The 24,835-nt window shown below is 68.6% G+C and carries 21 protein-coding genes; 16 read left to right on the forward strand and 5 right to left on the reverse strand.

What is annotated here, in order from left to right; translation table 11 throughout:
• Positions 1-23 precede the first annotated feature (23 nt).
• The 5 genes from dapD to map all read right to left on the reverse strand — a co-directional run bounded on the left by dapD (position 24) and on the right by map (position 6,212).
• A complete protein-coding gene (gene dapD, locus DIS04_RS05970) occupies positions 24-1,049 on the reverse strand; it encodes a 2,3,4,5-tetrahydropyridine-2,6-dicarboxylate N-succinyltransferase (protein ID WP_111412872.1) in 1,026 nt (341 codons plus the stop codon).
• 33 nt (positions 1,050-1,082) lie between these two features.
• Positions 1,083-1,427: a Spx/MgsR family RNA polymerase-binding regulatory protein gene (locus tag DIS04_RS05975; RefSeq protein ID WP_111412873.1), complete on the reverse strand. Its 345-nt coding sequence runs from the start codon at positions 1,425-1,427 to the stop codon at positions 1,083-1,085.
• Entirely contained in the window at positions 1,427-2,626 is a 1,200-nt protein-coding gene (dapC, locus tag DIS04_RS05980; RefSeq protein ID WP_111412874.1) for a succinyldiaminopimelate transaminase, read from the reverse strand. Before dapC ends, DIS04_RS05975 begins: the two co-directional genes overlap by 1 nt.
• A 101-nt stretch (positions 2,627-2,727) precedes the next feature.
• Positions 2,728-5,409 carry a [protein-PII] uridylyltransferase gene (locus DIS04_RS05985; RefSeq protein WP_111412875.1) on the reverse strand — a complete coding sequence of 894 codons (2,682 nt, stop codon included), beginning with the start codon at positions 5,407-5,409 and terminating at the stop codon, positions 2,728-2,730.
• A gap of 11 nt (positions 5,410-5,420) precedes the next feature.
• Positions 5,421-6,212, reverse strand: coding sequence for a type I methionyl aminopeptidase (gene map / locus DIS04_RS05990; RefSeq protein ID WP_111412876.1), 792 nt, complete (start codon positions 6,210-6,212; stop codon positions 5,421-5,423).
• A 319-nt stretch (positions 6,213-6,531) separates the two neighbouring features.
• On the opposite strand from map, the gene rpsB reads away from it, so the two are divergent.
• The 16 genes from rpsB to dnaE all read left to right on the forward strand — a co-directional run bounded on the left by rpsB (position 6,532) and on the right by dnaE (position 24,824).
• The gene (gene rpsB / locus DIS04_RS05995; RefSeq protein WP_111412877.1) at positions 6,532-7,278 is read left to right on the forward strand and encodes a 30S ribosomal protein S2; all 747 of its coding nucleotides are present in this window, start codon (positions 6,532-6,534) and stop codon (positions 7,276-7,278) included.
• Between the two features lie 167 nt (positions 7,279-7,445).
• The gene (tsf, locus tag DIS04_RS06000; RefSeq protein ID WP_111412878.1) at positions 7,446-8,315 is read left to right on the forward strand and encodes a translation elongation factor Ts; all 870 of its coding nucleotides are present in this window, start codon (positions 7,446-7,448) and stop codon (positions 8,313-8,315) included.
• A gap of 120 nt (positions 8,316-8,435) precedes the next feature.
• Positions 8,436-9,212 (forward strand): UMP kinase, encoded by a 777-nt coding sequence (pyrH, locus tag DIS04_RS06005; RefSeq protein ID WP_179951232.1) that lies wholly within the window; start codon positions 8,436-8,438, stop codon positions 9,210-9,212.
• A gap of 4 nt (positions 9,213-9,216) precedes the next feature.
• On the forward strand, positions 9,217-9,774 hold the full coding sequence (gene frr / locus DIS04_RS06010) for a ribosome recycling factor (protein WP_111412879.1): 558 nt from the start codon (positions 9,217-9,219) through the stop codon (positions 9,772-9,774).
• A gap of 63 nt (positions 9,775-9,837) precedes the next feature.
• Positions 9,838-10,614: a polyprenyl diphosphate synthase gene (uppS, locus tag DIS04_RS06015; RefSeq protein ID WP_111412880.1), complete on the forward strand. Its 777-nt coding sequence runs from the start codon at positions 9,838-9,840 to the stop codon at positions 10,612-10,614.
• The gene (locus DIS04_RS06020) at positions 10,607-11,407 is read left to right on the forward strand and encodes a phosphatidate cytidylyltransferase (protein ID WP_111412881.1); all 801 of its coding nucleotides are present in this window, start codon (positions 10,607-10,609) and stop codon (positions 11,405-11,407) included. Before uppS ends, DIS04_RS06020 begins: the two co-directional genes overlap by 8 nt.
• A gap of 1 nt (position 11,408) precedes the next feature.
• Positions 11,409-12,602: a 1-deoxy-D-xylulose-5-phosphate reductoisomerase gene (gene ispC / locus DIS04_RS06025; RefSeq protein ID WP_111412882.1), complete on the forward strand. Its 1,194-nt coding sequence runs from the start codon at positions 11,409-11,411 to the stop codon at positions 12,600-12,602.
• 42 nt (positions 12,603-12,644) lie between these two features.
• Positions 12,645-14,003, forward strand: a complete 1,359-nt coding sequence (rseP, locus tag DIS04_RS06030; RefSeq protein ID WP_111412883.1) for an RIP metalloprotease RseP — start codon at positions 12,645-12,647, stop codon at positions 14,001-14,003.
• 120 nt (positions 14,004-14,123) lie between these two features.
• Complete coding sequence (bamA, locus tag DIS04_RS06035) at positions 14,124-16,466, forward strand: outer membrane protein assembly factor BamA (protein WP_245904502.1); 2,343 nt, start codon at positions 14,124-14,126, stop codon at positions 16,464-16,466.
• Between the two features lie 25 nt (positions 16,467-16,491).
• Positions 16,492-16,998: an OmpH/Skp family outer membrane protein gene (locus DIS04_RS06040; protein WP_111412884.1), complete on the forward strand. Its 507-nt coding sequence runs from the start codon at positions 16,492-16,494 to the stop codon at positions 16,996-16,998.
• A 44-nt stretch (positions 16,999-17,042) separates the two neighbouring features.
• Positions 17,043-18,083 carry a UDP-3-O-(3-hydroxymyristoyl)glucosamine N-acyltransferase gene (lpxD, locus tag DIS04_RS06045; protein WP_111413301.1) on the forward strand — a complete coding sequence of 347 codons (1,041 nt, stop codon included), beginning with the start codon at positions 17,043-17,045 and terminating at the stop codon, positions 18,081-18,083.
• Between the two features lie 118 nt (positions 18,084-18,201).
• Positions 18,202-18,645 carry a 3-hydroxyacyl-ACP dehydratase FabZ gene (gene fabZ, locus DIS04_RS06050; RefSeq protein WP_111412885.1) on the forward strand — a complete coding sequence of 148 codons (444 nt, stop codon included), beginning with the start codon at positions 18,202-18,204 and terminating at the stop codon, positions 18,643-18,645.
• Positions 18,642-19,409 carry an acyl-ACP--UDP-N-acetylglucosamine O-acyltransferase gene (gene lpxA, locus DIS04_RS06055; RefSeq protein WP_111412886.1) on the forward strand — a complete coding sequence of 256 codons (768 nt, stop codon included), beginning with the start codon at positions 18,642-18,644 and terminating at the stop codon, positions 19,407-19,409. Before fabZ ends, lpxA begins: the two co-directional genes overlap by 4 nt.
• Positions 19,410-19,432: 23 nt before the next feature.
• Positions 19,433-20,683, forward strand: coding sequence for a lipid-A-disaccharide synthase (lpxB, locus tag DIS04_RS06060; RefSeq protein WP_111412887.1), 1,251 nt, complete (start codon positions 19,433-19,435; stop codon positions 20,681-20,683).
• Positions 20,680-21,291 carry a ribonuclease HII gene (rnhB, locus tag DIS04_RS06065; RefSeq protein WP_111412888.1) on the forward strand — a complete coding sequence of 204 codons (612 nt, stop codon included), beginning with the start codon at positions 20,680-20,682 and terminating at the stop codon, positions 21,289-21,291. The genes lpxB and rnhB overlap by 4 nt, the downstream gene beginning before the upstream one ends.
• A gap of 29 nt (positions 21,292-21,320) precedes the next feature.
• On the forward strand, positions 21,321-24,824 hold the full coding sequence (gene dnaE / locus DIS04_RS06070; protein ID WP_111412889.1) for a DNA polymerase III subunit alpha: 3,504 nt from the start codon (positions 21,321-21,323) through the stop codon (positions 24,822-24,824).
• Positions 24,825-24,835 lie beyond the last annotated feature (11 nt).

Consider the following 24,835-nt stretch of genomic DNA (forward strand, 5'->3'; position numbering starts at 1 on the left):
CCGTGTGGCGCCGCCGACGCGCCTCAGTTGTGGGCGTGGAGCGCTTCGTTGAGCGCGATGGCGCTCTTGTTGGTCAGGCACTCGATGCGCCCGTTCTGCGAGTTGCGGCGCAGCAGCAGGTCGCTCTGCCCGGCCAGCTCGCGCGCCGCCACGGTCTTGACTTCCTGGCCCTGGTCGTCGAGCAGGGTGACCTTGGCGCCGGCGGTGATGTAGAGCCCGGCCTCCACGGTGCAGCGGTCGCCCAGCGGAATGCCGATGCCGGCGTTGGCGCCGATCAGGCAGCCTTCGCCCACCTTGATGACGATGTTGCCGCCGCCGGAGAGGGTGCCCATGGTGGAGCAGCCGCCGCCCAGGTCGGAGCCCCTGCCCACCATCACGCCGGCGGAGATGCGGCCTTCGATCATGCCGGGGCCCTCGGCGCCGGCGTTGAAATTGACAAAGCCCTCGTGCATCACGGTGGTGCCTTCGCCGAGATAGGCGCCCAGGCGCACCCGCGCGGTGTCGGCGATGCGCACGCCGCTCGGGACCACATAGTCGGTCATCTTGGGGAACTTGTCGACGCAGTCCACCGACAGCGGGCGCCCCTCGAGGCGCGCCCTGAGGCGGCGGGCGGGCAGTTCCTCGATGTCGATCGGCCCTTCGCTGGTCCAGGCCACGTTGCGCAGCAGGCCGAACATGCCGGTCAGGTCGACGCCGTGCGGCTTGACCTGGCGGTGCGACAGCAGGTGCAGCTTGAGGTAGACCTCGGGGGCGCTCTGCGGCGGCAGGTCGCTGTCGAGGAAGGTGGCGACCAGCGGGCGCTGGCTCGCGGCCAGCGCCTCGGCCAGCTCGGCCTGGGCCACGTGGCCCGCCGCCTTGAGTGCCGCGGCGAGATCGGCGCAGTGTTCGGGCAGGAAGCTGACGGCGCTGTTGCCGGCGGGGACGTCGAGCACCTTGCCCACGGCCTCCACCAGGCTGGGTTCCGGCTTGAGCAGCGGTGCCGGGTAGTAGATCTCCAGCCAGTCGCCCTGGGTGTTCTGGGTGCCGATTCCGAAGGCAAAACTCAGCATGGGGGTGTCCTCACGTCTTGAAGGGGATGGGCCTCAGCCCTTGAGATCGTCGTAGTCGCCGTCGCGGTAGCCGATGCGTATCTCGTCACCGGTATCGAGCAATGGCCGCTTGAGCAGGGTGGGGTGGGCCATGAGCAAGGCACGCACCTTGTTGGCGTCGAGGTCCTGCTTGTCCTCTTCGGGGAGGTTGCGCCAGGTGGTGCTGCGCCGGTTGATGGCCTCCATCACCGGGACCCGTGCGAGGATATGCTCGAGCAGTGCGGCGGATAGGCCGTCCTCGCGCAGGTCGTGTACCTGATAGGGCAGGCCCTTCGCGTCCAGGGCCTGGCGTGCCTTGCGGCAGGTGTCGCAGTTCTTGATCACGAAGAGCGTCGCCATCATGCACTCCTTTCGATGAAACGGCGAATGCGCCGGGCGGCTTCCACGGTGGCCTCGAGGTCGGCCACCAGCGCCAGGCGGATGCGGCCTGCACCGGGATTGGTGCCGTCACTGCCCTGGCGCCCCATGTAGGAGCCGGGGAGCACGCTGACATGCTCCGCGGCGAACAGTGCCCGGGCGAAGGCCTCGTCGTCACCGCCCGGCACCGCCGGCCATAGGTAGAAACTGGCCTCGGGTGTCGGGAATTCAAGTACCGGGGCGAGCATCTCGGTCACCGCGGCGAACGTCTCGCGGTAGGCCTCGCGGTTGGCGCGCACGTGAGCCTCGTCGCTCCACGCCGTGATCGAGGCATGCTGGATGGGCAGCGCCATGGCACAGCCATGGTAGGTGCGGTAGCGCTTGAACGGCGCGATCAGTTCGGCGTCACCGGCGACAAAGCCGGAGCGCAGCCCCGGCAGGTTGGAGCGCTTGGAGAGCGAGTGGAACACCAGGCAGCGGCGATAGTCGTGGCGGCCGAGGGCGGCGCACGCCTCGAGCAGCCCCGGCGGCGGAGCGGCTTCGTCGAGGTAGAGCTCGGAGTAGCACTCGTCGGAGGCGATGAGGAAATCGAACTCGTCGGCCAGCGCAATGAGTCTTTCGAACTCGGCCCGCGGCGTCACCGCGCCGGTGGGGTTGCCCGGCGAGCAGAGGAAGACGATCTGCACCTCGCGCCAGGTGTCGGCCGGCACGGCATCGAAATCGGGGCGAAAACCGTTCTCGGCGCGGCAGTCGAGGTAGAGCGGCTGGCCGCCGGCGAGCAGGGTGGCGCCCTCGTAGATCTGGTAGAAGGGGTTGGGCACCGCCACCCGGGCCGGGCGGGTGCGATCCAGTGCCGCCTGGATAAAGGCGAAGATCGCCTCGCGGGTGCCGTTGACCGGCAGCACCTGGCGCTCGGCGTCGAGGCCGGCGAGCCCGAAGCGACGGGTGGCCCAGGCGGCGATGGCGGCACGCAGCTCGGGCATGCCGGCGGTGGCCGGGTAGCGGGCGAATGCCTGCTGGTGGGCCTGCAGCGATCCCAGGGCGGCGGCGAAGGGCGCGTGCTGCGGTTCGCCGATGGTCAGCGGAATGTGCGCCAGCCCCGTGGGGGGCGTCACGCCGGCCTTGAGCGCGGCGAGCTTCTCGAAGGGGTAGGGCTTGAGGGCGTCGAGGTCGGGGTTCATCGGTGTCCAGGCGCCGTGGAGCGGCGTCGTTGTCGTGGCTGCGGGCAGACCGACGATTATAGGGAAGCCCCCGGCTCGCCTCAAACCCATACGCGGCGGGCTCAGCCCGCCACGTCGAGCACCTCGATCAGCCGCGCGCGCAGGCGCTGCTGGCGCTCGGGGTCGGTCAGCGGCGCGCCGGCCTTGTCGGTGATGAAGAAGACGTCCTCGACGCGCTCGCCCAGGGTGGCGATCTTGGCCGCCGAGAGCGAGATGTCCTGCTCCATGAAGATACGCCCGACCCGGGCCAGCAGGCCGGGGCGGTCGGGTGCGGTCAGCTCGAGCAGGGTGCGCTCGTTGGCCGGGTCCTGCTCGATCAGTACCTCGGTCGGCACCTTGAAGTGGCGCAGCTGTCGCGGGGTGTGGCGGGTGACGATCTGCGGATAGTCATCGGGGTCGTCGAGCTCCTCGACGAGATGTGCGCGGATCTCCTCGATGCGGTTCGGGTCGCGGATGGCGCGGCCCTGGTCGTCGAGCACGATGAAGGTGTTGAGCGTCCAGTCGTTGCTCGAGGTGGCGATGCGCGCGTCGTGGATCGACAGCCCGAGCTGCTCCATGGCGGCGGCGGTCGCGGCGAACAGGTCGTCCACCGAGCGGGTGTGGATGAACACCTTGGTGCCGCCGTCGGTCATGTCGTCGGTCGGGGCGCTGATCAGGATCAGCGGCAGGGGCGACTCCCCGTGGGCCAGGATGCCCATGGTCTGCCAGGCGATCTCGCTGGGCGCGTACTGCAGGAAGTACTCCTCGCCGAGCGACTCCCACAGGCGGTCGACCCGGGCCACGTCGGCACCCACCGTGGCCAGCAGCGAGCGCGCCTCGCCGCGGGTCTCGCGCACCCACTCCTCGCGGTCGAGGGGATTGTCCAGGCCGCGGCGCAGGGCGCGCTTGGTCTCGGCGTGGAGCTGGCGCAGCAGCGAGGCGCGCCAGCCGTTCCACAGCGTCGGGTTGGTGGCGTTGATGTCGGCCACGGTCAGCACGTAGAGGTAGTCCAGGCGGGTCTCGTCGCCGACCTGGGCGGCGAACTCGCGGATCACGTCGGGATCCGTGATGTCGCGCTTCTGCGCCACCATCGACATCACCAGGTGGTTCTCCACCAGCCAGCTGACCAGCCGGGTGTCGCGACTCGACAGGCCGTGGCGCTCGGCGAAGCGCTCCACGTCGCGGGCACCGAGGAGCGAGTGGTCGCCGCCGCGGCCCTTGCCGATGTCGTGGTAGAGCCCGGCGAGCCACAGCAGCTCCAGCTTGGGCAACTGATGGACCAGCGCCGCCGCCACCGGGAAGTCGCCGCGCGCCTCGGGCTTGCGGAACTGGTGGATGAACTTGAGCAGGCGCAGGGTGTGGGCGTCCACGGTATAGATGTGGAACAGGTCATGCTGCATCAGGCCCACCGCCTGGCCGAACTCGGGCAGGTACTTGCCGAGCACGCCGTAGCGGTTCATGCGCCTGAGCTGGCGCGCCACGTTGCCGCTGGAGCGCAGCAGCGACATGAACAGGTGCTGATGGTGGGCGTCGTCGCGGTAGAGGTCGTCGATCAGGTGGCGGTGGTCGCGAATCAGGCGAATGGTATCGGCGCGCACGCCCTCGATCTCGGGGTGCTCGGCCATCAGCAGGAACAGCTCGAGCAGCGCCGAGGGGTGCTCGCGGAAGACCGAGCGCTGGCGCGCCTTGATGTAGCCGCCCTCGGTCTCGAAGCGCTCGTTGAGGGGAGCGCTCTCCAGGCGCTCGCCGCCGCGCAGGATCGCCTCGTCGAAGTGCTGCAGCAGCATGTCGTTGAGCCCCGCCAGCGCCGTGACGTGGCGATAGTAGCGCTTCATGAACTGCTCGACGGCGAGCCGCTCCGGGGTGTCGCGGAAGCCGAACAGCTCGGCGATGGTGCGCTGGTGGTCGAACAGCAGGCGATCCTCGGCGCGCCCGGTGAGCATGTGCAGCGCGTAGCGCACCTGCCACAGGAAGGCCTGGCCCTGGCTCAGGATGCGCAGCTCGGCGTCGTTCATGAAGCCGTTCGCCACCAGGTCCTCGTAGCGCTGGCTGCCGAAGTGGCGCTTGGCCACCCAGCCGATCATCTGGATGTCGCGCAGCCCGCCCGGCGAGCTCTTGATGTTGGGTTCGAGATGGTACTCGGAGTTGTTGAAGCGGTGGTGGCGGGCGATCTGCTCCTGCCACTTGGCCTCGAAGAAGCGGTCCGACGGCCACATCCGCTCGGGAGCGATGCGCGCCTTCATCGCCGTGCGCAGCGATTCGGGGCCGGCCAGGGTGCGCGACTCCATCAGGTTGGTGATGACGGTGATGTCGCCCTCGGCCTCGCGCTCGCAGTCCGAGAGCGAGCGAACGCTGTGGCCGATCTCCAGGCCGATGTCCCACAGCAGGGTGATGAAGGCGGTCAGTGGCTCCCGGTAGGGGGTGTCGTCGTCCGCCTCCAGCAACAGCATCAGGTCGACGTCGGAGTGCGGATGCAGCTCGCCGCGTCCGTAGCCGCCCACCGCCAGCAGCGCCACGCCGTCGTCGGGCCAGGCGTGCAGCGACCAGGCCACGCCAAGCAGCTGGTCGAGGCACCAGGCGCGGCCATGCACCAGGTCGCGGATGTCGGCGCCGGCGTGGAAGCGCTCGTCGAGCCGGCCCTGGATGTCGCGCAGCGCCGCCTTGAACGGGGCGATGGGCGAGCGGGTGCCGGCCAGCTCGCGGCGGAAGGTCTCGGCGTCGAACAGCGTCTCGTCGGGCTCGAAGCGGTAGTGGTGCAGGAGCATGTTGGCTCGACTCAGTGGTCGAGGAAGGAGAAGTCTTCCTCGTGGCGCGCCGTGAGCACCTCGACGCCGGTCGCGGTGACCAGCAGCGTGTGCTCCCACTGCGCGGAGAGACTCTTGTCGCGGGTCACCGCGGTCCAGCCGTCGCGCAGCACCTTGGTCTGGTGCCCGCCGACGTTGATCATCGGCTCGATGGTCAGGCACATGCCGGCGGCCAGGGTGGCATCGGCCTCGGGCGCATAGCCGTCATAATGCAGCACCTGCGGGTCCTCGTGGAAGCCGGCGCCGATGCCGTGGCCGCAGAAGTCGCGCACCACCGAGTAGCCGTTGGCCTCGGCGTGGTCCTGGATGGCGCGGGCCAGCGTCGAGAGGCGCACCCCGGGGCGCACCAGGGCGATGCTCCTGTAGAGGCACTCCTGGGTCACCCGGCACAGCCGTTCGCCCTGGATGTTCTCGCCGATCACGTACATGGCGCTCGAGTCGCCGTGGTAGCCGTCGGCGGTCTTCACGGTGACATCGATGTTCATGATGTCGCCCTTCTTGAGCTTCTTGGTCGGGTCGGGGATGCCGTGGCACACCACATGGTTGAGCGAGGTGCAGATCGACTTGGGGTACCCGTGATAGTTGAGCGGCGCCGGCGTGGAGCCCAGCTCGTCGACGATGTAGTCGTGGCACAGGCGGTCCAGCTCGCCGGTGGTCACGCCGGCCTTCACGTGCGGTGCTATCATTTCCAGCACGCTGGCGGCCTGGCGGCCGGCCTCGCGCATCTTCTCGATCTCGTCGGGCGTCTTGATGGGTATGTTCATGGAATCTCGGTTCAGAGGGGTTGCGGCGCCGGCAACGTGGGCCAAGGACGGCGGGCGACTTCATCTCGTTGGCGAACTATGGTATAAAGCCGCGCGCTTTCCTGCAATCGTCGCCCGCCAAGGCCCAGCCCCGGCCGGCCGACGTGGCGGCGAAGGCGTCGGCGCCGAGCCGCGACGCGTCACGGTTCGAGCCGGTAATGTCAACAGCCTTGAAAACACACACGCACCGGCACATGGTCCCGGGTGCTGCCGCGGTTCGTCCCGGCGGTCGGATCCATGGGGTGCGTGGAGGCCTAACCCGATTTTTCAGGAGTCATCCATGGCACATGTCAACATGCGCGACCTGCTCAAGGCGGGCGCCCACTTCGGTCACCAGACCCGCTACTGGAACCCGAAGATGGGCAAGTTCATCTTCGGCGCGCGCAACAAGATCCACATCATCAACCTCGAGCACACCCTGCCGGCCCTCAACGAGGTGATCGACGTGGTCGAGAAGATGGCCGCGGCCAACAACAAGATCCTGTTCGTGGGCACCAAGCGCAGCGCGAGCAAGATCATCAAGGAAGAGGCCAACCGCGTCGGCATGCCTTTCGTCAACCACCGCTGGCTCGGTGGCATGCTGACCAACTACAAGACCATCCGCCAGTCGATCAAGCGCCTGCGCGACCTCGAGACCATGCGCGAGGACGGCACCTTCGAGAAGCTGACCAAGAAGGAAGTCCTGATGGCGACCCGCGAGCAGGACAAGCTCGAGCGCTCCATCGGCGGCATCAAGGAGATGGGCGGCCTGCCCGACGCCCTGTTCGTGATCGACGTGGACCACGAGCGCATCGCCATCAACGAGGCGAACAAGCTCGGCATCCCGGTCATCGGCGTGGTGGACACCAACTCCGACCCGGACGGCGTCGACTACGTGATCCCGGGCAACGATGACTCCATCCGCGCCATCCAGATCTACGTCAAGGCGATCGCCGACGCCTGCGCGCGGGCGAAGGAAGGCCGTCCCGACGAGTTCGTCGAGGTCACCGAGGGTGAAAGCGGCGACGCGGCTGCCGCTGCCGAGTAACGGCGAGCCACCCGGGCCGGCAGCGCCGGTCCGGGTGGGCGGCCAGCCCTGGCGGCCGCCCACTACCGCCTCGCTGCGGCGGGCGGGATTGCACCGGGCCCAAGGGTCCGGCGCCCTTATTCCCAGGTCGAACCTACCCGGGTTCCACTTATCGAGAGGTGAATACCATGGCAGCGATCAGCGCTTCCCAGGTCAAGGAACTGCGCGAGCGTACCGGGCTCGGCATGATGGAGTGCAAGAAGGCGCTCACCGAAGCCGGTGGTGACATCGAGGTCGCCATCGAGAACCTGCGCAAGAGCTCGGGCCTGAAGGCCGCCAAGAAGGCCGGCCGTACCGCCGCCGAGGGTGCCGTGGCGACCCGCGTCGCCGAGGACGGCAGCTACGGTGTGGTGGTCGAGATCAACTCCGAGACCGACTTCGTCGCCCGCGACGACAACTTCAAGGCCTTCGCCGACCAGGTCGCCGACGCCTTCTTCGCCGCCAGGAGCGAGGACGTCGCCGCGGTGATGGAAGGTGCCCTCGAGAGCGCCCGCGAGCAGCTGGTGCAGAAGATCGGCGAGAACATCGGCGTGCGCCGCTGCGCCGTGGTCGAGGCCCCCGAAGGCGCGCTGGTGGGCGAGTACGTCCACGGCGGCCGTATCGGCGTGCTCACCGTGCTCAAGGGCGGCAACGCCGAGGTCGCCAAGGACGTCGCCATGCACGTGGCCGCGATCAACCCGGCCGTGGCGCGCCCCGAGGACATGCCGCAGGAGCAGCTCGACAAGGAGAAGGCGATCATCCTGGCCCAGCCCGACATGGCCGGCAAGCCCGAGCAGATCGCCGAGAAGATGGTCGAGGGCCGCCTGAAGAAGTACCTGGCCGAGAACAGCCTGACCGAGCAGCCCTTCGTCAAGGACCCGAACCAGTCCGTCGCCGAGTACGTCAAGGCCGCGGGCGGCGAGGTGATCGGCTTCACCCGCTTCGAGGTGGGCGAGGGTATCGAGAAGGAAGAGGTCGACTTCGCCAAGGAAGTCATGGAACAGGCTGGCCGCCGCTAAGGTCAGAGGTTCCAGCTCGAGAATGGCGTGCGCGCGAGCGCACGCCTTCTCGTATCCGGCCGCCGCGTCGGCCGCCGCAGAGCGTTGCTTCATCCCCCCCTTGCGCCCAGGAGAGTTGCCATGGCCATACCCGATCAGGTCGAGAGTCCCGCCCAGCCCCGCTCCGACAAGTCCCGCAGTGACAAGTCCAAGTACAAGCGCATCCTGCTCAAGCTCTCCGGCGAGGCGCTGATGGGCGAGCACGACTTCGGCATCGACCCCCAGGTGCTCGACCGCATGGCGCTGGAGATCGGCCAGCTGGTGGGCATCGGCGTGCAGGTCGGCATCGTCATCGGCGGCGGCAACCTGTTCCGCGGCGCGGCGCTCAACGCGGCCGGCATGGATCGGGTCACCGGCGATCACATGGGCATGCTGGCCACGGTGATGAACGCCCTGGCCATGCGCGATGCCCTGGAGCGCTCCAACATCCGCTCGCGGGTGATGTCGGCGATCCCCATGAGCGGGGTGGTGGAGCATTATGACCGTCGCACGGCCATCCGCTACCTGACCTCGGGAGACGTGGTATTGTTCTCGGCCGGCACCGGCAACCCCTTCTTCACCACCGATTCGGCGGCCTGCCTGCGCGGCATCGAGATCGATGCCGACGTGGTGGTCAAGGCGACCAAGGTGGACGGCGTCTACGACAAGGACCCGGTGAAGCACGCCGATGCGGTCAAGTACGATCATCTGAGCTACGATAATGCGCTCGATCAGAAGCTCGGCATCATGGATTTGACCGCTATCTGCCTGGTGCGGGACCATGACATGCCGGTTCGCGTCTTCAACATGAACAAGCCGGGCGCCCTGCTGAACCTGGTGGTGGGCGGCAAGGAAGGCACGCTGATAGACAGAGGTTGATACCGTGATCAATGACATCCAGAAAGATGCCGAAAGCCGCATGAAGAAGAGCGTCGAGGCGCTTCATGCCAATTTCAACAAGATTCGTACCGGGCGTGCCCACTCCAGCATCCTCGATTCGGTCACCGTGGAGTACTACGGCAGCCAGGTGCCGCTCAACCAGGTTGCCTCGGTCAACGTCGAGGACGCCCGCACCCTCTCGGTGGTGCCCTGGGAGCAGAACCTGGTGCCCAAGATCGAGAAGGCGATCATGACCTCGGACCTGGGCCTCAACCCCTCGAGCGCCGGCAACGTGATCCGCGTGCCGATGCCGATGCTCACCGAGGAGACCCGCAAGGGCTACATCAAGCAGGCCCGCCACGAGGCCGAGAACGCCCGCGTGGCGGTGCGCAACGTGCGGCGCGATGCCAACAACGACATCAAGGCGCTGCTCAAGGAGAAGGAGATCTCCGAGGACGAGCAGCACCGCGCCGAGGATGTCATCCAGAAGCTGACCGACAAGTACATCGCCGAGATCGACAAGCAGCTCGAAGTGAAGGAACACGACCTGATGCAGGTCTGAGCAGCGCCGGGCGCCGGCCTGCTGCGCCGCCGCCCGGTCCTTCCATCCCCATTGCGAGACATCATGACGTCAGCGCAGACTTCCGCATCGCAGATGCCACCGAAGCCCCCCGGCGACGACCTGCCGCGACACGTGGCGATCATCATGGACGGCAACAACCGCTGGGCGCGCGCACGCGGGCTGTCCGGCATCCGCGGCCACCGTGCCGGCGTCGAGGCCGTGCGTGCGGTGATCCGGCGCGCCGCCGAGCGCGGCATCCAGACCCTCACCCTGTTCGCCTTCTCGAGCGAGAACTGGCGGCGCCCCGAGGCCGAGGTTCGCGCCCTGATGGAGCTGTTCCTGATCGCGCTCAAGCGCGAGGTGAGGAAGCTGCACGACAACGGCATACGGCTCTCGGTGATCGGCGATCGCAGCGCCTTCTCCTCCTCGATCCAGAAGTACATCGTGCGGGCCGAGGAGCTCACCCGCGACAACACCGGCCTGCATCTCGTCGTCGCCGCCAACTACGGCGGTCGCTGGGACATCGTCGCCGCCGCGCGGCAGCTGGCCGAGCGCGTCGCGAAGCACGAGCTCGATCCCGCCGCCATCGACGAGCACGCCTTCCAGCAGGCGCTGTGCCTGGGCGACGAGGCCCCCATCGATCTGTGCATCCGCACCAGCGGCGAGCAGCGTATCTCCAACTTCCTGCTGTGGCAGATGGCCTACGCCGAACTCTACTTCACGCCGCTGCTGTGGCCGGACTTCGACGGCCATGCCTTCGACATGGCGATCGACGATTTCTGCCGGCGGCAGCGGCGCTTCGGCATGACCGACGAACAGATCGAGGCAAAGGGTGCTTAGACAGCGGATCATCACCGCGGCGTGGCTGACGCCGCTGATGCTGGCCGGCCTGTTCGGCCTCGCCGGTGGTGCCTTCGCCGCCTTCACCGGGGTCGTGGTGCTGCTGGCGGCCTGGGAGTGGACCAACCTGGCCGGGGTGGCCGCGACGCGCCGTCGCCTGGCGCTGGTGGCCGGCCTGGCGCTGCTGATGGTACTGCTGTGGTGGCTCGGTGCGGCCCTGGCGCTGTGGCCCCTGTGGCTCGCCGTGGCCGGCTGGGCGATCAACCTCTACTGGGTCGTGCGCTACCCGGCGCAGCGTGAGCAGTGGGGCTCGACGGCCGTGCGCCTGGCCATGGGGCTGTGGGTGCTGCTGCCGGCCTGGGTCGGCTTCAACGTGCTGCGCGACGCCGGCGGCATCTGGCTGCTCTACGTGCTGCTGCTGGTGTGGGGGGCCGATATTGGCGCCTACTTCTGCGGGCGTGCCTGGGGCCGGCGCAAGCTGGCGCCGGCGGTGAGCCCCGGCAAGTCCTGGGAGGGCGTGGCCGGCGGCGTGGGCGTGACGCTGCTGCTGGCGCTGCTGTTCGCCGCGTGGCAGGGGCTGGGCGCGACCGCCGGCCTGGGGCTGATGGCGGTGACCGCGCTGGTGACCCTGGTTTCGGTGCTCGGCGACCTGCTGGAGAGCATGCTCAAGCGCTTTCGCGGCATCAAGGACTCCAGCAACCTGCTCCCCGGGCACGGCGGCGTGCTCGACCGTATCGACAGCCTGACGGCGGCGGTGCCGCTGTTCGCGCTGCTCGCCCCCGGGATGCTGTGACATGGCCGCGTCGCTTCGCCAGCAGCGCGTTACGGTGCTGGGGGCCACCGGCTCCATCGGCACCAGCACGCTCGACGTGATCGCGCGTCATCCCGAGCGCTACCGGGTGCATGCGCTGACCGCCCATCGCTCGCGCGAGGCGCTGCTGGCCCAGTGCCTGCGCCATCGCCCCGGGGTGGTGGTGCTCGGCGACGAGCACGACGCCGCCTGGCTGCGCGAGCAGCTGTCTCAGGCGGGCCTGGCGACCGAGGTGCGCGCCGGCGAGGAGGCGCTCGTCGAGGTGGCCGGCGACGCCGAGGCGGACGTGGTGATGGCGGCCATCGTCGGCGCCGCGGGGCTGCTGCCGACGCTGGCCGCGGTGCGCGCCGGCAAGCGCGTGCTGCTGGCCAACAAGGAGGCGCTGGTGATGTCCGGCGCGCTGTTCATGGAGGCCGTCGCTCGCCATGGCGCCACGCTGCTGCCGATCGATTCCGAACATAATGCCATCTACCAGTGTCTACCACCCGAGCATCGCGGCGGGCTCTTCCGCCATGGCGTGACGCAGCTGCTGTTGACCGCCTCGGGCGGGCCGTTCCGCGGCTGGTCGCCGCAGCGCCTGGCCACGGTGACGCCGGCGCAGGCCTGCGCCCATCCCAACTGGTCGATGGGGCGCAAGATCTCGGTGGACAGCGCGACGCTGATGAACAAGGGGCTGGAGCTGATCGAGGCGTGCTGGCTGTTCGATGCCCGGCCCGAGCAGGTGCAGGTGGTGGTGCATCCGCAGAGCGTGATCCACTCCATGGCCGCCTACAGCGACGGCTCGGTGCTGGCGCAGCTGGGCAACCCCGACATGCGCACGCCGATCGCCTACGGCCTGGCCTGGCCCGAGCGCATCGACGCCGGCGTCGAGGCGCTGGACCTGTTCCGGATCGCCCGGCTCGACTTCGAGGCACCCGACGAGGCGGCCTTCCCTTGCCTGGGGCTGGCCCGCGCGGCGATGCAGGCGGGGGGAACGGCGCCGGCCGTGCTCAACGGCGCCAACGAGGTGGCGGTGGAGGCGTTCCTGGCGGGACGCCTGAGCTTCCCCGGGATCGGCGAGCTGGTGGCCGAGATCCTCGAGGTGGTTCCGGTCGAGGCCGGCGGCGACCTGCAAACCATTCTGTACGCCGATGCCCGGGCGCGCCAGGCGGCGCGCGAGAGGCTGGCTCGGCGCTGAGCCGGCTCGCCGGTCGAGCGGGGATTTTTCAAGGAGACTGACTTGGGTCTGATCCAGAACGTGCTGGCCGTGATCGTGGTGCTGGGCCTGTTGATCACCTTCCACGAGTTCGGCCATTACTGGGTGGCGCGCCGCTGCGGTGTCAGGGTGCTGCGCTTCTCGGTGGGCTTCGGCAAGCCGATCTGGTCGCGTGTCGATCGGCACGGGACCGAGTTCGCCGTGGCGGCGATTCCGCTCGGCGGCTACGTCAAGATGCTCGACGAGCGCGAGGCCCCGGTGCCTGGCGAGCAGCTTCACGAGGCGTTCAACCGCAAGTCGGTGTGGCAGCGCATCGCCATCGTCGCGGCAGGGCCCATGGCCAACTTCCTGCTCGCCATCGTCGCCTACTGGGCGCTGTTCGTGGCCGGCACCACCACGGTGGCCCCGGTGGTGGGCGAGGTGGCGCCCGACTCGCCGGCGTCCCGCAGCGGCCTGCAGTCCGGCCAGGAAATCGTCGCGGTCCAGGGCGGCGAGGTGCGCTCCTGGGACGAGATCAACCTGCGCCTGATCGCCGACATCGGCTTCAGCGGCGAGCTCTCCCTCCTGGCCCGCGAGGACGCCGCGTCCGATGCCCGCGAGTATCGCCTGCCGGTGGAGGACTACCTGGTGCGCCAGGAGCCGCCCCAGCCGCTGGCGACGCTTGGCATCACGCCCTGGCAGCCGCGCATCCCGGCGGTGCTGGGCCAGGTGATCGACGGCGAACCCGCCGCCGAGGCGGGGCTCCAGACGGGCGACGCGATCCTGGCCGTGAACGGCAACCCGGTCGAGGAGTGGATGGACTTCGTCAGCGTGGTTCGCGCCAGCCCCGGCGAGACGCTGGAGCTCGAGGTCGCCCGCGGCGACGAGCGCCTCGCCCTGTCCCTCGAGCCCGGCCAGCGCGAACTCGAGACGGGGGCCGCGATCGGCTATGTCGGGGCCGGCGTCGAGCCGGTGGAGTGGCCCGAGGAGTTCCGCCGCGAGATCCGCTACGGCCCGGTGGCGGCGGTGGGCCAGGCCATGGGCCGTACCGGCGAGATGACGCTGCTGACCCTGGATGCCATCCGCAAGATGCTGGTGGGGCTGATCTCGCCGACCAACCTGTCGGGCCCCATCACCATCGCCCAGATGGCGGGGGACACGGCGCGTACGGGGCTGGAGAGCTTCGTCAGCTTCCTGGCCTACCTCTCGATCAGCCTGGCGGTGCTCAACCTGCTGCCGATTCCGGTGCTGGACGGTGGCCACCTGCTCTACTATTTCGTCGAGGTGGTGCGCGGCCGGCCGGTGTCGGAACGGGCCCAGGCGGTCGGCCTGCGGATCGGCCTGGCGCTGGTCGGCACGCTGATGCTGATGGCCCTGTATTTCGATCTGATGCGTCTCTGGTAGCAAGCGCCCCCTCAGGGGCACACGGAGGCAGAGCTGCGCTCTGCCTTGTCAGTCACCCGCACATATGTATATGGTGCCTGTCTGGACAGGCAGGCGGATCAACGCGAGCGAAGCGACTGCATGAATATCAAGACCCTCGGACTGGCGGCACTGCTGCTGGCCGGTTCCAGTACGGTGCTGGCCGAATCTTTCGAAGTTTCCGACATTCGCGTGGAAGGACTGCAGCGGGTTTCGGCCGCTTCGGTCTTCAACGCCTTCCCCATCAGCGCACGCGATGAGGTCGATGACCGCGAGCTGGCCGAGGCGGCCCGCAGCCTGTTCGCCACCGGCCTTTTCGACGACATTCAGCTCGCCCGCGACGGCAACGTGCTGGTCATACAGGTGGTCGAACGCCCGACCATCTCGCGTCTCAACATCAGCGGCAACAAGCAGCTCTCCGAGGAGGACCTGCGCCGCGGGTTGCGCGAAGGCGGTCTGGCGGAGGGCCAGGTCCTGCAGCTCTCCACTCTGGAGGATATCCAGCGCGAACTCGAGGGCGTCTACCAGGCCCAGGGCCGCTACAGCGCCCGCATCGAGACCAGCGTGCGCGAGATCGACGAGGGCCGGGTCCAGGTCGACATCGACATCAACGAAGGCGCGGTGGCCAAGATTCGCCAGATCAACATCGTCGGCAACCGCCAGTTCGACGACGAAGAGCTGCGCGACGTGTTCGAGCTCAACGACCGCCCCGGGCGCTTCTTCGGCTGGTTCTCCCGCGACGAGTACTCCCGCGAGGCGCTGTCAGGCGACCTCGAGCGGCTGCGCTCCTTCTATCTGGACCGCGGCTACGTCAACTTCGACATCACCTCGACCCAGGTCTCGATCAGCCCCGACAAGTCGCAGATCTTCGTCACCGTCAACGTCGACGAGGGCAGCCAGTACCGCCTGGGCGACATCGGCTTCTCCGGCGATCTGGAGATCTCCGAGCGCGAGGCGCGCGACCTGCTGCAGGTCGAGAGCGGCGACATCTTCTCGCGCAGCGACGTTACCGCCTCGACCGAGGCGCTGCGTTCGCGGCTGGGCGCCGAGGGCTTCGCCTTCGCCCGCGTCGAGGGCGTGCCCGAGCCGCGCGCCGACGGCGAGACCGTCGACCTCACCTTCAGCGTCGATCCGGGGCGCCGCGCCTATGTAAGGCGCATCAACTTCATCGGCAACACCACCACCGAGGACGAGGTGCTGCGCCGCGAGATGATCCAGATGGAGGGCGCGCCGGCCTCCACCGAGTCGATCAGCCAGTCGCGCACCCGCCTGGAGCGCCTGGGCTTCTTTCGCCAGGTCGAGGTGGAGACCCAGCCGGTGGCCGGCGAGTCCGACAAGCTCGACGTCACCTACACCGTCGAAGAGCAGCCCTCGGGTTCGATCTCGGCGAGCATCGGCTTCTCCCAGAGCGCCGGGGTGATCTACGGCGCGGCGCTGGCCCAGAACAACTTCCTCGGCACCGGCAACCGGGTCAACATCGGCGCCCAGCGCAGCGACACCTTCACCAGCCTCAACTTCGGTTTCACCGACCCCTACTGGACGCTGGACGGCATCTCGCGCGGCTACAACCTGTTCTACCGCGAGACCGACTACGAAGATTCGGACATCTCGACCTACTCCACCGACTCCTACGGCGGTGGGATCAACTTCGGCTACCCGGTCAGCGAGCTGTCGCGGCTCAACTTCGGCGCCAGCCTCGAGGACCTCACGGTCAAGACCTATCGCGATACCGCCTCGGAGATCGTGCGCTACGTCGACGACGAGGGCGATAACGCCCAGAGCCTCAAGCTCACCGCGAGCTGGACGCGCAACAACCTCAACCGCGGCATCATGCCTACCTCCGGCGACTACCAGCGCCTCTCGCTGGAGACCGCCGCACCGGGCAGCGATGCCGACTACTACAAGCTGCGTGCCCGCGCCCAGCAGCTCTTCGCGCTCAACGAGGAAGAGACCTGGGCGCTCAAGTTCGGCGGCACGCTGGGCTACGCCGACAGCATCGGCAGCGACCCCTATCCGTTCTACGAGAACTTCTTCGCCGGCGGCCTGGGCTCGGTGCGCGGCTTCACCGCCAACACCCTGGGCGAGCGCACCACGCCGCGCGAGGACGGGCGCGACCGTACCCTGGGCGGCAACGTGCTGGTCGAGGGCAGCGCCGAGCTGCTCTTCCCGCTGCCCTTCATCGAGGATCAGCGCTCGCTGCAGACCGGCTTCTTCGTCGACGCCGGCAACACCTTCCTCACCAGCTGCTATCCGGTGGTCGAAGGGGATGGCCCCTCGCGCTGCTCGTCGGGCGTCGACCTCGGCGAGCTGCGCTACAGCATCGGCGTGGGGCTCTCCTGGCTGACCCCGGTCGGCCCGCTGACCTTCAGCATCGCCGAGCCGTTGAACGACGAGAGTGGCGACGATACCCAGTTCTTCCAATTCTCGCTGGGCCAGACGTTCTGAGCCTGCACGCCAAGAGGAATGTAGCATGCGCAAGTTGACCGCCATCCTGTGCCTGGGGCTGTTCTCGCTGCTGGCCCTGCCGGCCCATTCGGCCGAGGTCGCCATGCTGGATTGGCGCCAGGCGCTGCTCTCGTCCGACGCCGCCCAGCGCTCCATGCAGGACCTCGAGAGCCGGCTGTCCGGCCATCAGCAGGAGGCGCAGTCGCTGGGGCAGGAGCTGTCGCAGCTGCAGCAGCGCCTGCAGCAGGAGGGCGACAGCCTGCCCGATGCCGAGCGCCAGACGCTGATCCAGGAGTTCCAGCAGAAGGGCAGCCGCTTCGAGCAGCTGCGCCAGCAGATCATGGAGGAGCAGAGGAGCGCCGAGCAGGCCTTCCTGGAGCAGGCCGAGCCCAAGCTGGAAGAGGCGGTGGGGCAGGTGATCGAGCGCCATGGCGTCGAGGTGCTGGTGGAGCCACAGGGCGTGCTGCACTCCGACCGAGACCTGCCCAACTTGACGGATGAAGTGGTCGAGATCTTGAACACCCTCAACTGAACATGACGGCAGGCTGCTGCCGCACGCTGTCGATACGGGTTTCCATGACGCACCCTGCTACTCGCGAATTCACCCTGGCCGAACTGGCCGAGCGGCTCGGCGCCCACCTGGTGGGTGACGGCGACCACCGGATCCGGGGCCTGGCCACCCTCAAGGAAGCCGGCCCCGATCAGGTGGCCTTCGTGGCCAATCGCTCCTATCTCAAGGACCTGTCCGCTACCCGGGCCGGGGCCGTGCTGCTGCAGCCCGACCACGCCGCGGCCTGCCCGGTGGCGCGGCTGGAGCTGCACAACCCGTACCTCGGCTATGCTCAGCTGTCGCAGCTGTTCGACCCGATCCTGGCGCCCCCGCGGGGGGGCATCCACCCCACGGCCGTGGTGGCCGACGATGCGGCGCTTGGCGAGCGGGTCGAGATCGGCCCCCATGCCGTCGTCGAGGCCGGCGTCGAGCTGGGGGACGAAGTGGTGGTCGGCGCCGGCTGCTTCATCGGCGCCGGCGCGCGCATCGGCGCGGGATCGCGCCTGCACCCCAATGCCACCGTATGTCACGGGGTGATCGTCGGCGCGCGGGTCATCCTGCACAGCGGTTGCGTGATCGGCGGCGATGGCTTCGGCTTCGCCCACGACGGCAGTCGCTGGCACAAGATCGCCCAGCTCGGCGGCGTGGTGCTGGGCGACGACGTCGAGGTCGGCAGCTGTTCCAGCATCGACCGCGGCGCGCTCGACGACACCGTGATCGGCAACGACGTGAAGATCGACAGCCAGGTGCAGATCGCCCACAACGTTCGCATCGGCGACCATACCGCCCTGGCCGGCTGCGTGGGGATCGCCGGCTCCACCCGCGTGGGCAGCAACTGCATGCTGGGCGGCGGCGTGGGGCTTGCCGGCCACCTCACCATCTGCGACGGCGTGCAGGTCACCGGCATGAGCCTGGTGACCAACTCGATCCACGAGCCGGGCGTCTACTCCTCGGGCACCGGCGCCATGACCAACGCCCAGTGGCGCAAGAATGCGGTGCGCTTCAAGCAGCTCGACGATTTCGCCCGACGCCTGGCGCGGCTCGAGAAGCGCAGCCGGGGGGGTTGAGGCAGGGCGGGGCGGCGCTATAATCCCGCCTGCCTGATGCAGGCGTTCTATCGGGAAGCCGGGCGAGTCGCGCCAACGCTCGTGATGGCTTCCCTACTTCATTTCAGAGGTCGCTACGATGGTAATGGACATCAACGAGATTCGTGAATACCTGCCGCACCGATACCCCTTCCTGCTGGTGGACCGGGTAACCGAGCTGAGCCTTGGCGAATCCATCGTTGGCTACAAGAACGTCAGCATCAACGAGCCGTTCTTCAACGGCCATTTTCCGCACCATCCGATCATGCCCGGCGTGCTGGTGCTCGAGGCGCTGGCACAGGTCTGCGGCATCCTGGGTTTCAAGACCGTCAACAAGCTGCCGGCCGACGGCTATGTCTATTATCTCGTGGGGAGCGACAACGTGCGTTTCAAGCGCCCGGTGATGCCGGGGGACCGGCTGGCGCTGGAAGCGAAGGTCGAGCGTGAAAAGCGCGGCATCTGGAAGTTCGCCTGTCGTGCTACGGTAGACGGCGAGCTGGTCTGCGAGGCCGATGTCATCTGTGCGGAGAGGAAGGTTTCTTGATACATTCCACTGCCATCGTCGATCCCGGGGCACGTCTGGCCGAGGATGTGGAGGTCGGGCCCTTCAGCGTGATCGGGCCCGGCGTCGAGATCGGCCCCGGCAGCCGCATCGGGCCGCACGTGGTGATCAAGGGCCCCACCGTGCTGGGCGCGCGCACCCGCATCTTCCAGTTCGCATCCGTGGGCGAGGACTGCCAGGACAAGAAGTACGCCGGCGAGCCGACGCGCCTGGTGATGGGCGACGACAACGTCATTCGCGAATGCGTGACGCTGCATCGCGGTACCGCCCAGGATCGCGGCGAGACGACGATCGGTTCGCGCAACCTGTTCATGGCCTACGTGCACGTCGGCCACGACTGCGTCATCGGCGACGACTGCGTGCTGGCCAACCAGGCGACCCTGGCCGGCCACGTGACCCTGGGCGACTTCGCCATCCTCGGCGGGCTGTCGGCCATCCACCAGTTCTGCCACTTCGGCGATCACGCCATGGCCGGCGGTGGCTCGATCATCACCAAGGACACCCCGGCCTTCGTCATGATCAACGGCAACCCGGCTCGGGTGCACGGGCTCAACCAGGTGGGGCTCAAGCGTCGCGGCTTCTCGGCCGAGGCGATCAAGGCGCTGGGCGAATGCTATCGCCTGGTCTATCGCCAGGGGCTGACCGTGCCCCAGGCGCTGGAGGAGATCCGTACCCGCTTCGCGCTGCCCGAGACCGAATCCTTCGCCGCTTCCATCGAGGTCTCGACGCGCGGCATCATACGCTGACGCAGCCTCGCAACGGGTCTGATATGAGCCAGCTCGCGCGTGTCTACATCGTTGCCGGCGAGATGTCCGGCGACCTGCTCGGGGCCAGCCTGATGCGCGCCCTGAAGGCGCGCCACCCCCAGGTGCAGTTCCGTGGCATCGGTGGCCCCGGCATGCTCGCCGAGGGCATCGACAGCCGCTTCCCGCTCGAGACGCTCTCGGTCATGGGCCTGGTGGAGGTGCTCAGGCACCTGCCCGAGCTGATCCGGGTGCGGCGAACCCTGCGCGCCGACGCCCTGGCCTGGCGGCCGGACGTGATGATCGGCATCGATGCCCCCGACTTCAATCTCGGCCTCGAGCGACAGCTGCGCGAGGCCGGCCTGACCACGGTGCACTACGTCAGCCCCACGGTCTGGGCGTGGCGCCAGGGCCGGGTGAAGGGCATCGCGAGATCGGTCGATGCCATGCTCACCTTCCTGCCCTTCGAGGCCGCCTTCTACGAGCGGCATCGCCTGCCGGTGGCCTTCGTCGGCCATCCGCTGGCCGACGAGCTGCCGCTGGTCAGCGACCGCGGCGGGGCGCGCACCGAGCTCGGCCTGGCCCAGGACGACCCGGTACTGGCGGTGCTGCCGGGCTCGCGGGCCAACGAGATCCGCTTCCTCGGCGCGACCTTCCTCGATGCCGCCGAGCGGCTGTGCCGCGAACGGCCCGCGCTGCAGGTGGTGATCCCGGCGGCGACCCCGCTGCGCCGCGAGGAACTCGAGAGCCTGCTGGCGGACAGGCCGCTGCTGGCCGAGCGAATCACCCTGCTCGACGGCCGGGCGCGCCAGGCCATGGTGGCCAGCGACGCCGTGCTGCTGGCCTCGGGCACCGCGGCCCTGGAGGCGATGCTGTGCCACCGGGCCATGCTGGTGGCCTACCGCATGGCGCCGATGACCCACTGGCTGGCCCGGCGCCTGGTCAAGACCGAGTGGATCTCGCTGCCCAACCTGATCGCCCGGGAGACGCTGGTGCCGGAGCTGATCCAGGACGCCGCCACGCCCGAGGCGATCGTCGCGCATATCGGGCCGATGCTCGACGACGCCGAGCGCCGCGGCGCCCTCGAGGCGCGCTTCGCCGAGATGCACGCCGGGCTGCAGCGCAACGCCAGCGCCCGGGCGGCCGAGGCCATCGAGGCGCTGGTGGCGGGGCGGCCGCTGCCGGCCCCGCGCTCCAGTGAGGCCGGGGAGACGAGCGAGGATGCGACGGCCGGACGAACCGTACCGAGAGGCAGAGTAGGGAGGGAAGAGAGATGAGCGACTGTCCGTTCCCGCCGCTGGTGGTCGACTACCAGGGCCACCTGCTGGCCGGCGTCGACGAGGTGGGCCGCGGGCCGCTGATCGGCGCGGTAGTGGCGGCGGCGGTGATCCTCGACCCCATGCGACCCATCGCGGGGCTGACCGACTCCAAGAAGCTCACCCCCCAGCGGCGTGCCGAACTGGACATGGAGATTCGCGACAAGGCACTGGCCTTCGCCGTGGCCGAGGCCACGCATGCCGAGGTCGACGAGTTCAATATCTACCACGCCACTCACCTGGCCATGCGCCGCGCGATCGACGCCCTGCCGCTGGTCCCGGAGTACCTGCTGGTGGACGGCAACCGGCTGCCCGGGCATCATGTTCCCGGCCAGGCGATCGTCAAGGGCGACGCCCGCCATCCGGCCATCGCCGCGGCCTCGATACTCGCCAAGGTGGCCCGCGACGCCCAGATGGTGGCGCTCGACGCCCTCTTTCCCGGGTACGGCTTCGCCCGTCACAAGGGCTACGCCACGCCCGAGCACCTGGATGCCCTGGAGCGCCTCGGGCCCCTGCCCGAGCATCGCCGCTCCTTCGCCCCGCTCAAGGGGCAGCTCGAGCTGCTCTAGATCATTTACCGCCAAGCCCCGAGCCTCTTATGACCACGCCCTTCGTACACCTGCGCGTCCATACCGAATACTCCCTGGTCGACGGCCTGGTGCGGCTCAAGCCGCTGCTCAAGGCCACCGCCGAGCAGGGCATGCCGGCGCTCGCCGTGACCGACGAGGCCAACCTGTTCGGGCTGGTCAAGTTCTATCGCGGCGCCCAGGGCAGCGGGCTCAAGCCGGTGATCGGCACCGACCTGTGGCTGGCCAACCCCCACGACGAGACGCACCCCTACCGGCTGACCCTGCTGGCGATGAACGACACCGGCTACCGCAACCTCACCGAGCTGATCTCGCGGGGTTGGATGGAGGGGCAGCGTCAGGGGCGCGCGGTGCTGGAGAAGGCCTGGGTGCTGGCGCAGAGCGAGGGGCTGATCGCGCTCTCCGGCGGCCGCGAAGGGGACGTCGGCCGCCACCTGCTGGCCGACCACCGCGACGAGGCCCGCGCGCTGCTCGAGGAGTGGCAGGCGGCCTTCCCCGATCGCTTCTACCTGGAGCTGACCCGCACCGGGCGGCCGCTGGAGGAGGAGTGCGTGCACCTCTCGGTGGACCTCGCCGTGGCCACGGGCACGCCGGTGGTGGCCACCAACGACGTGCGCTTCCTCGCGCGCGAGGACTACTGGGCCCACGAGACCCGGGTCGCCATCGGCGAGGGCAAGGCGCTGGACGACCCGCGGCGCGAGCGCAAGTACACCGAGGAGCAGTACCTCAAGAGCCCGGCGGAGATGGCCGAGCTGTTCGCCGACCTTCCCGAGGCGCTAGAGAACAGCGTGATGATCGCCGCGCGCTGCAACGTCGACGTGCGCCTGGGCGAGATCTTCCTGCCGGAGTTCGAGATCCCCGAGGGCATGACCCAGGACGAGTACTTCCGCAAGGTCTCCCACGACGGCCTCACCGAGCGCCTCGACTTCCTCTATCCCGCCGACAGGTACCCGCGCGACGCTGCCGAGTTCGCCGAGATCGACAAGCGCTACCGCGAGCGTCTCGACTTCGAGCTCGACATCATCATCCAGATGGGCTTTCCCGGCTACTTCCTGATCGTGATGGACTTCATCCAGTGGGCCAAGGACAACGACGTCCCGGTGGGGCCGGGGCGTGGCTCCGGCGCCGGCTCGCTGGTGGCTTACGCGCAGAAGATCACCGACCTCGACCCGCTGGAGTACGACCTGCTGTTCGAGCGCTTCTTGAACCCCGAGCGGGTCTCGATGCCCGACTTCGACGTCGACTTCTGCATGGAGAAGCGCGACCGGGTGATCGAGTACGTGGCCGACCGCTACGGCCGCAACGCGGTGTCCCAGATCGTCACTTTCGGCACCATGGCCGCCAAGGCGGTGGTGCGCGACGTGGCCCGCGCCCAGGGCAAGCCCTATTCGCTGGGCGACAAGCTCTCCAAGCTGATCCCCTTCGAGGTGGGCATGACCCTCGCCAAGGCCATCGAGGCGGAGCCGGCGCTCAAGGAGTTCATCGACAACGACGAGGAGGCCGCCGAGATCTGGGAGATGGCGGTCAAGCTCGAGGGCATCACCCGCGGTACCGGCAAGCACGCCGGCGGCGTGGTGATCGCGCCGACCAAGCTCACCGACTTCTCGCCGCTGCTGTGCGACGAGGAGGGCAACGGCCTGGTCGTGCAGTTCGACAAGAACGACATCGAGGAGGCCGGGCTGGTCAAGTTCGACTTCCTCGGCCTGCGCACCCTGACGATCATCGACTGGGCGCTGGAGATGGTCGACAAGGTACGTGCCGCCAGGGGCGAGGGGCCGCTCGAGATCGACAGCATCCCGCTCGACGACGGCCCCACCTTCGAGATGCTCAAGCGCGCCGAGACCACGGCGGTGTTCCAGCTCGAATCGCGCGGCATGAAGGAGCTGATCAAGCGCCTGCTGCCCGATTCGCTGGAGGACATGATCGCCCTCGTCGCCCTGTTCCGCCCGGGGCCGCTGCAGTCGGGCATGGTCGACGACTTCATCAACCGCAAGCACGGCCGCGCCGAGATCTCCTACCCGCACCCCGACTACCAGCACGAGTGGCTCAAGCCGGTGCTCGAACCCACCTACGGCATCATCCTCTACCAGGAGCAGGTGATGCAGATCGCCCAGGTGCTGGCGGGCTACAGCCTGGGTCAGGCCGACATGCTGCGCCGCGCCATGGGCAAGAAGAAGCCCGAGGAGATGGCCAAGCAGCGCGCCGGCTTCATGGAGGGCTGCGCGGCCAACGGCATCGACAAGGAGCTGGCCGGCAACATCTTCGACCTGGTGGAAAAGTTCGCCGGCTACGGCTTCAACAAGTCGCATTCGGCGGCCTACGGCCTGGTCTCCTACCAGACCGCCTGGCTCAAGACGCACTATCCGGGGCCGTTCATGGCCGCGGTGATGTCCACCGAGATGGACAATCTCGACAAGGTGGTGCCGCTGATCGAGGAGTCGCGGCGCATCGGCCTGACCGTGACGCCGCCGGACGTCAACATCGGCGCCTACAAGTTCACCGTGGATAGCGAGGGACGCGTGGTCTACGGCCTGGGGGCGATACGCGGCGTGGGCGAGGGTCCCATCGGTGCCATCGTCGAGGCGCGCGAGGCCGACGGCCCATTCGCCGACCTGTTCGACTTCTGTCGCCGGGTCGACCCCAGGCGCATGAACAAGCGCACCCTGGAGGCGCTGATCCGCTCGGGGGCCCTGGACAACCTGGGGCCGAACCGGGCGGTGCTCGCCGCCGCGCTCGACGACGCCATCCGCGCCGCGGCCCAGACCCAGGCCAACCAGAGCCTCGGCATGATGGACATGTTCGGCGAGGCCTTCGCCGACGACGAGGTCGAGAGCGACCCCTACGAGGCCTATCGCCGCGCCCGCGAATGGACCGACAAGGAGCGCCTGGCCGGCGAGAAGGAGACCCTCGGGCTCTACCTCACCGGCCACCCCATCGACGAGTACGAGAAGGAGCTGGCGCGCTTCGTCTCGACCCGCATCAGCGACCTCAAGCCATCGCGTGAGCCGCAGCGGGTGGCGGGCCTGGTGGTGGCCATGCGCACCATGAAGTCCAAGCGTGGCGACACCATGGCCTTCATCACCCTGGACGACCGCACCGGGCGCATCGAGGCGTCGCTGTTCGGCGAGCTGTTCGACCAGCTGCGCGGGCAGATCGAGGCGGACCAGGTGTTGATCGTCGAGGGCGAGGTCTCCAGCGACGACTTCTCCGGCGGCCTGCGCCTGCGCGGCAAGGAGGTCACGCCGATGGTGGCCGCCCGCGCGCGCTACGGCGAGGCGGTGGAGCTGTCGCTGGACGGCAGCCGGGTCAATGGGCGCCTGATCGACACGCTGCGCGACAGCCTGGCGCCGCACCGCGACGAAGGCGGTTTGCCGGTACGCCTGCGCTACCGCAACGACGCGGCCGCCGGCTGGCTGGAGCTGGACGGCCAGTGGCGGGTGTCACCCTGCGACGAGCTGCTGATCGCGCTGCGCGAGGTGGAGGGGCAGGACGGCGTGCGGCTGAAGTACCGCTAGGTATCGACGAT

Origin of the sequence: Billgrantia lactosivorans (genome assembly GCF_003254665.1) — a bacterium.
Taxonomy (GTDB): domain Bacteria; phylum Pseudomonadota; class Gammaproteobacteria; order Pseudomonadales; family Halomonadaceae; genus Halomonas; species Halomonas lactosivorans.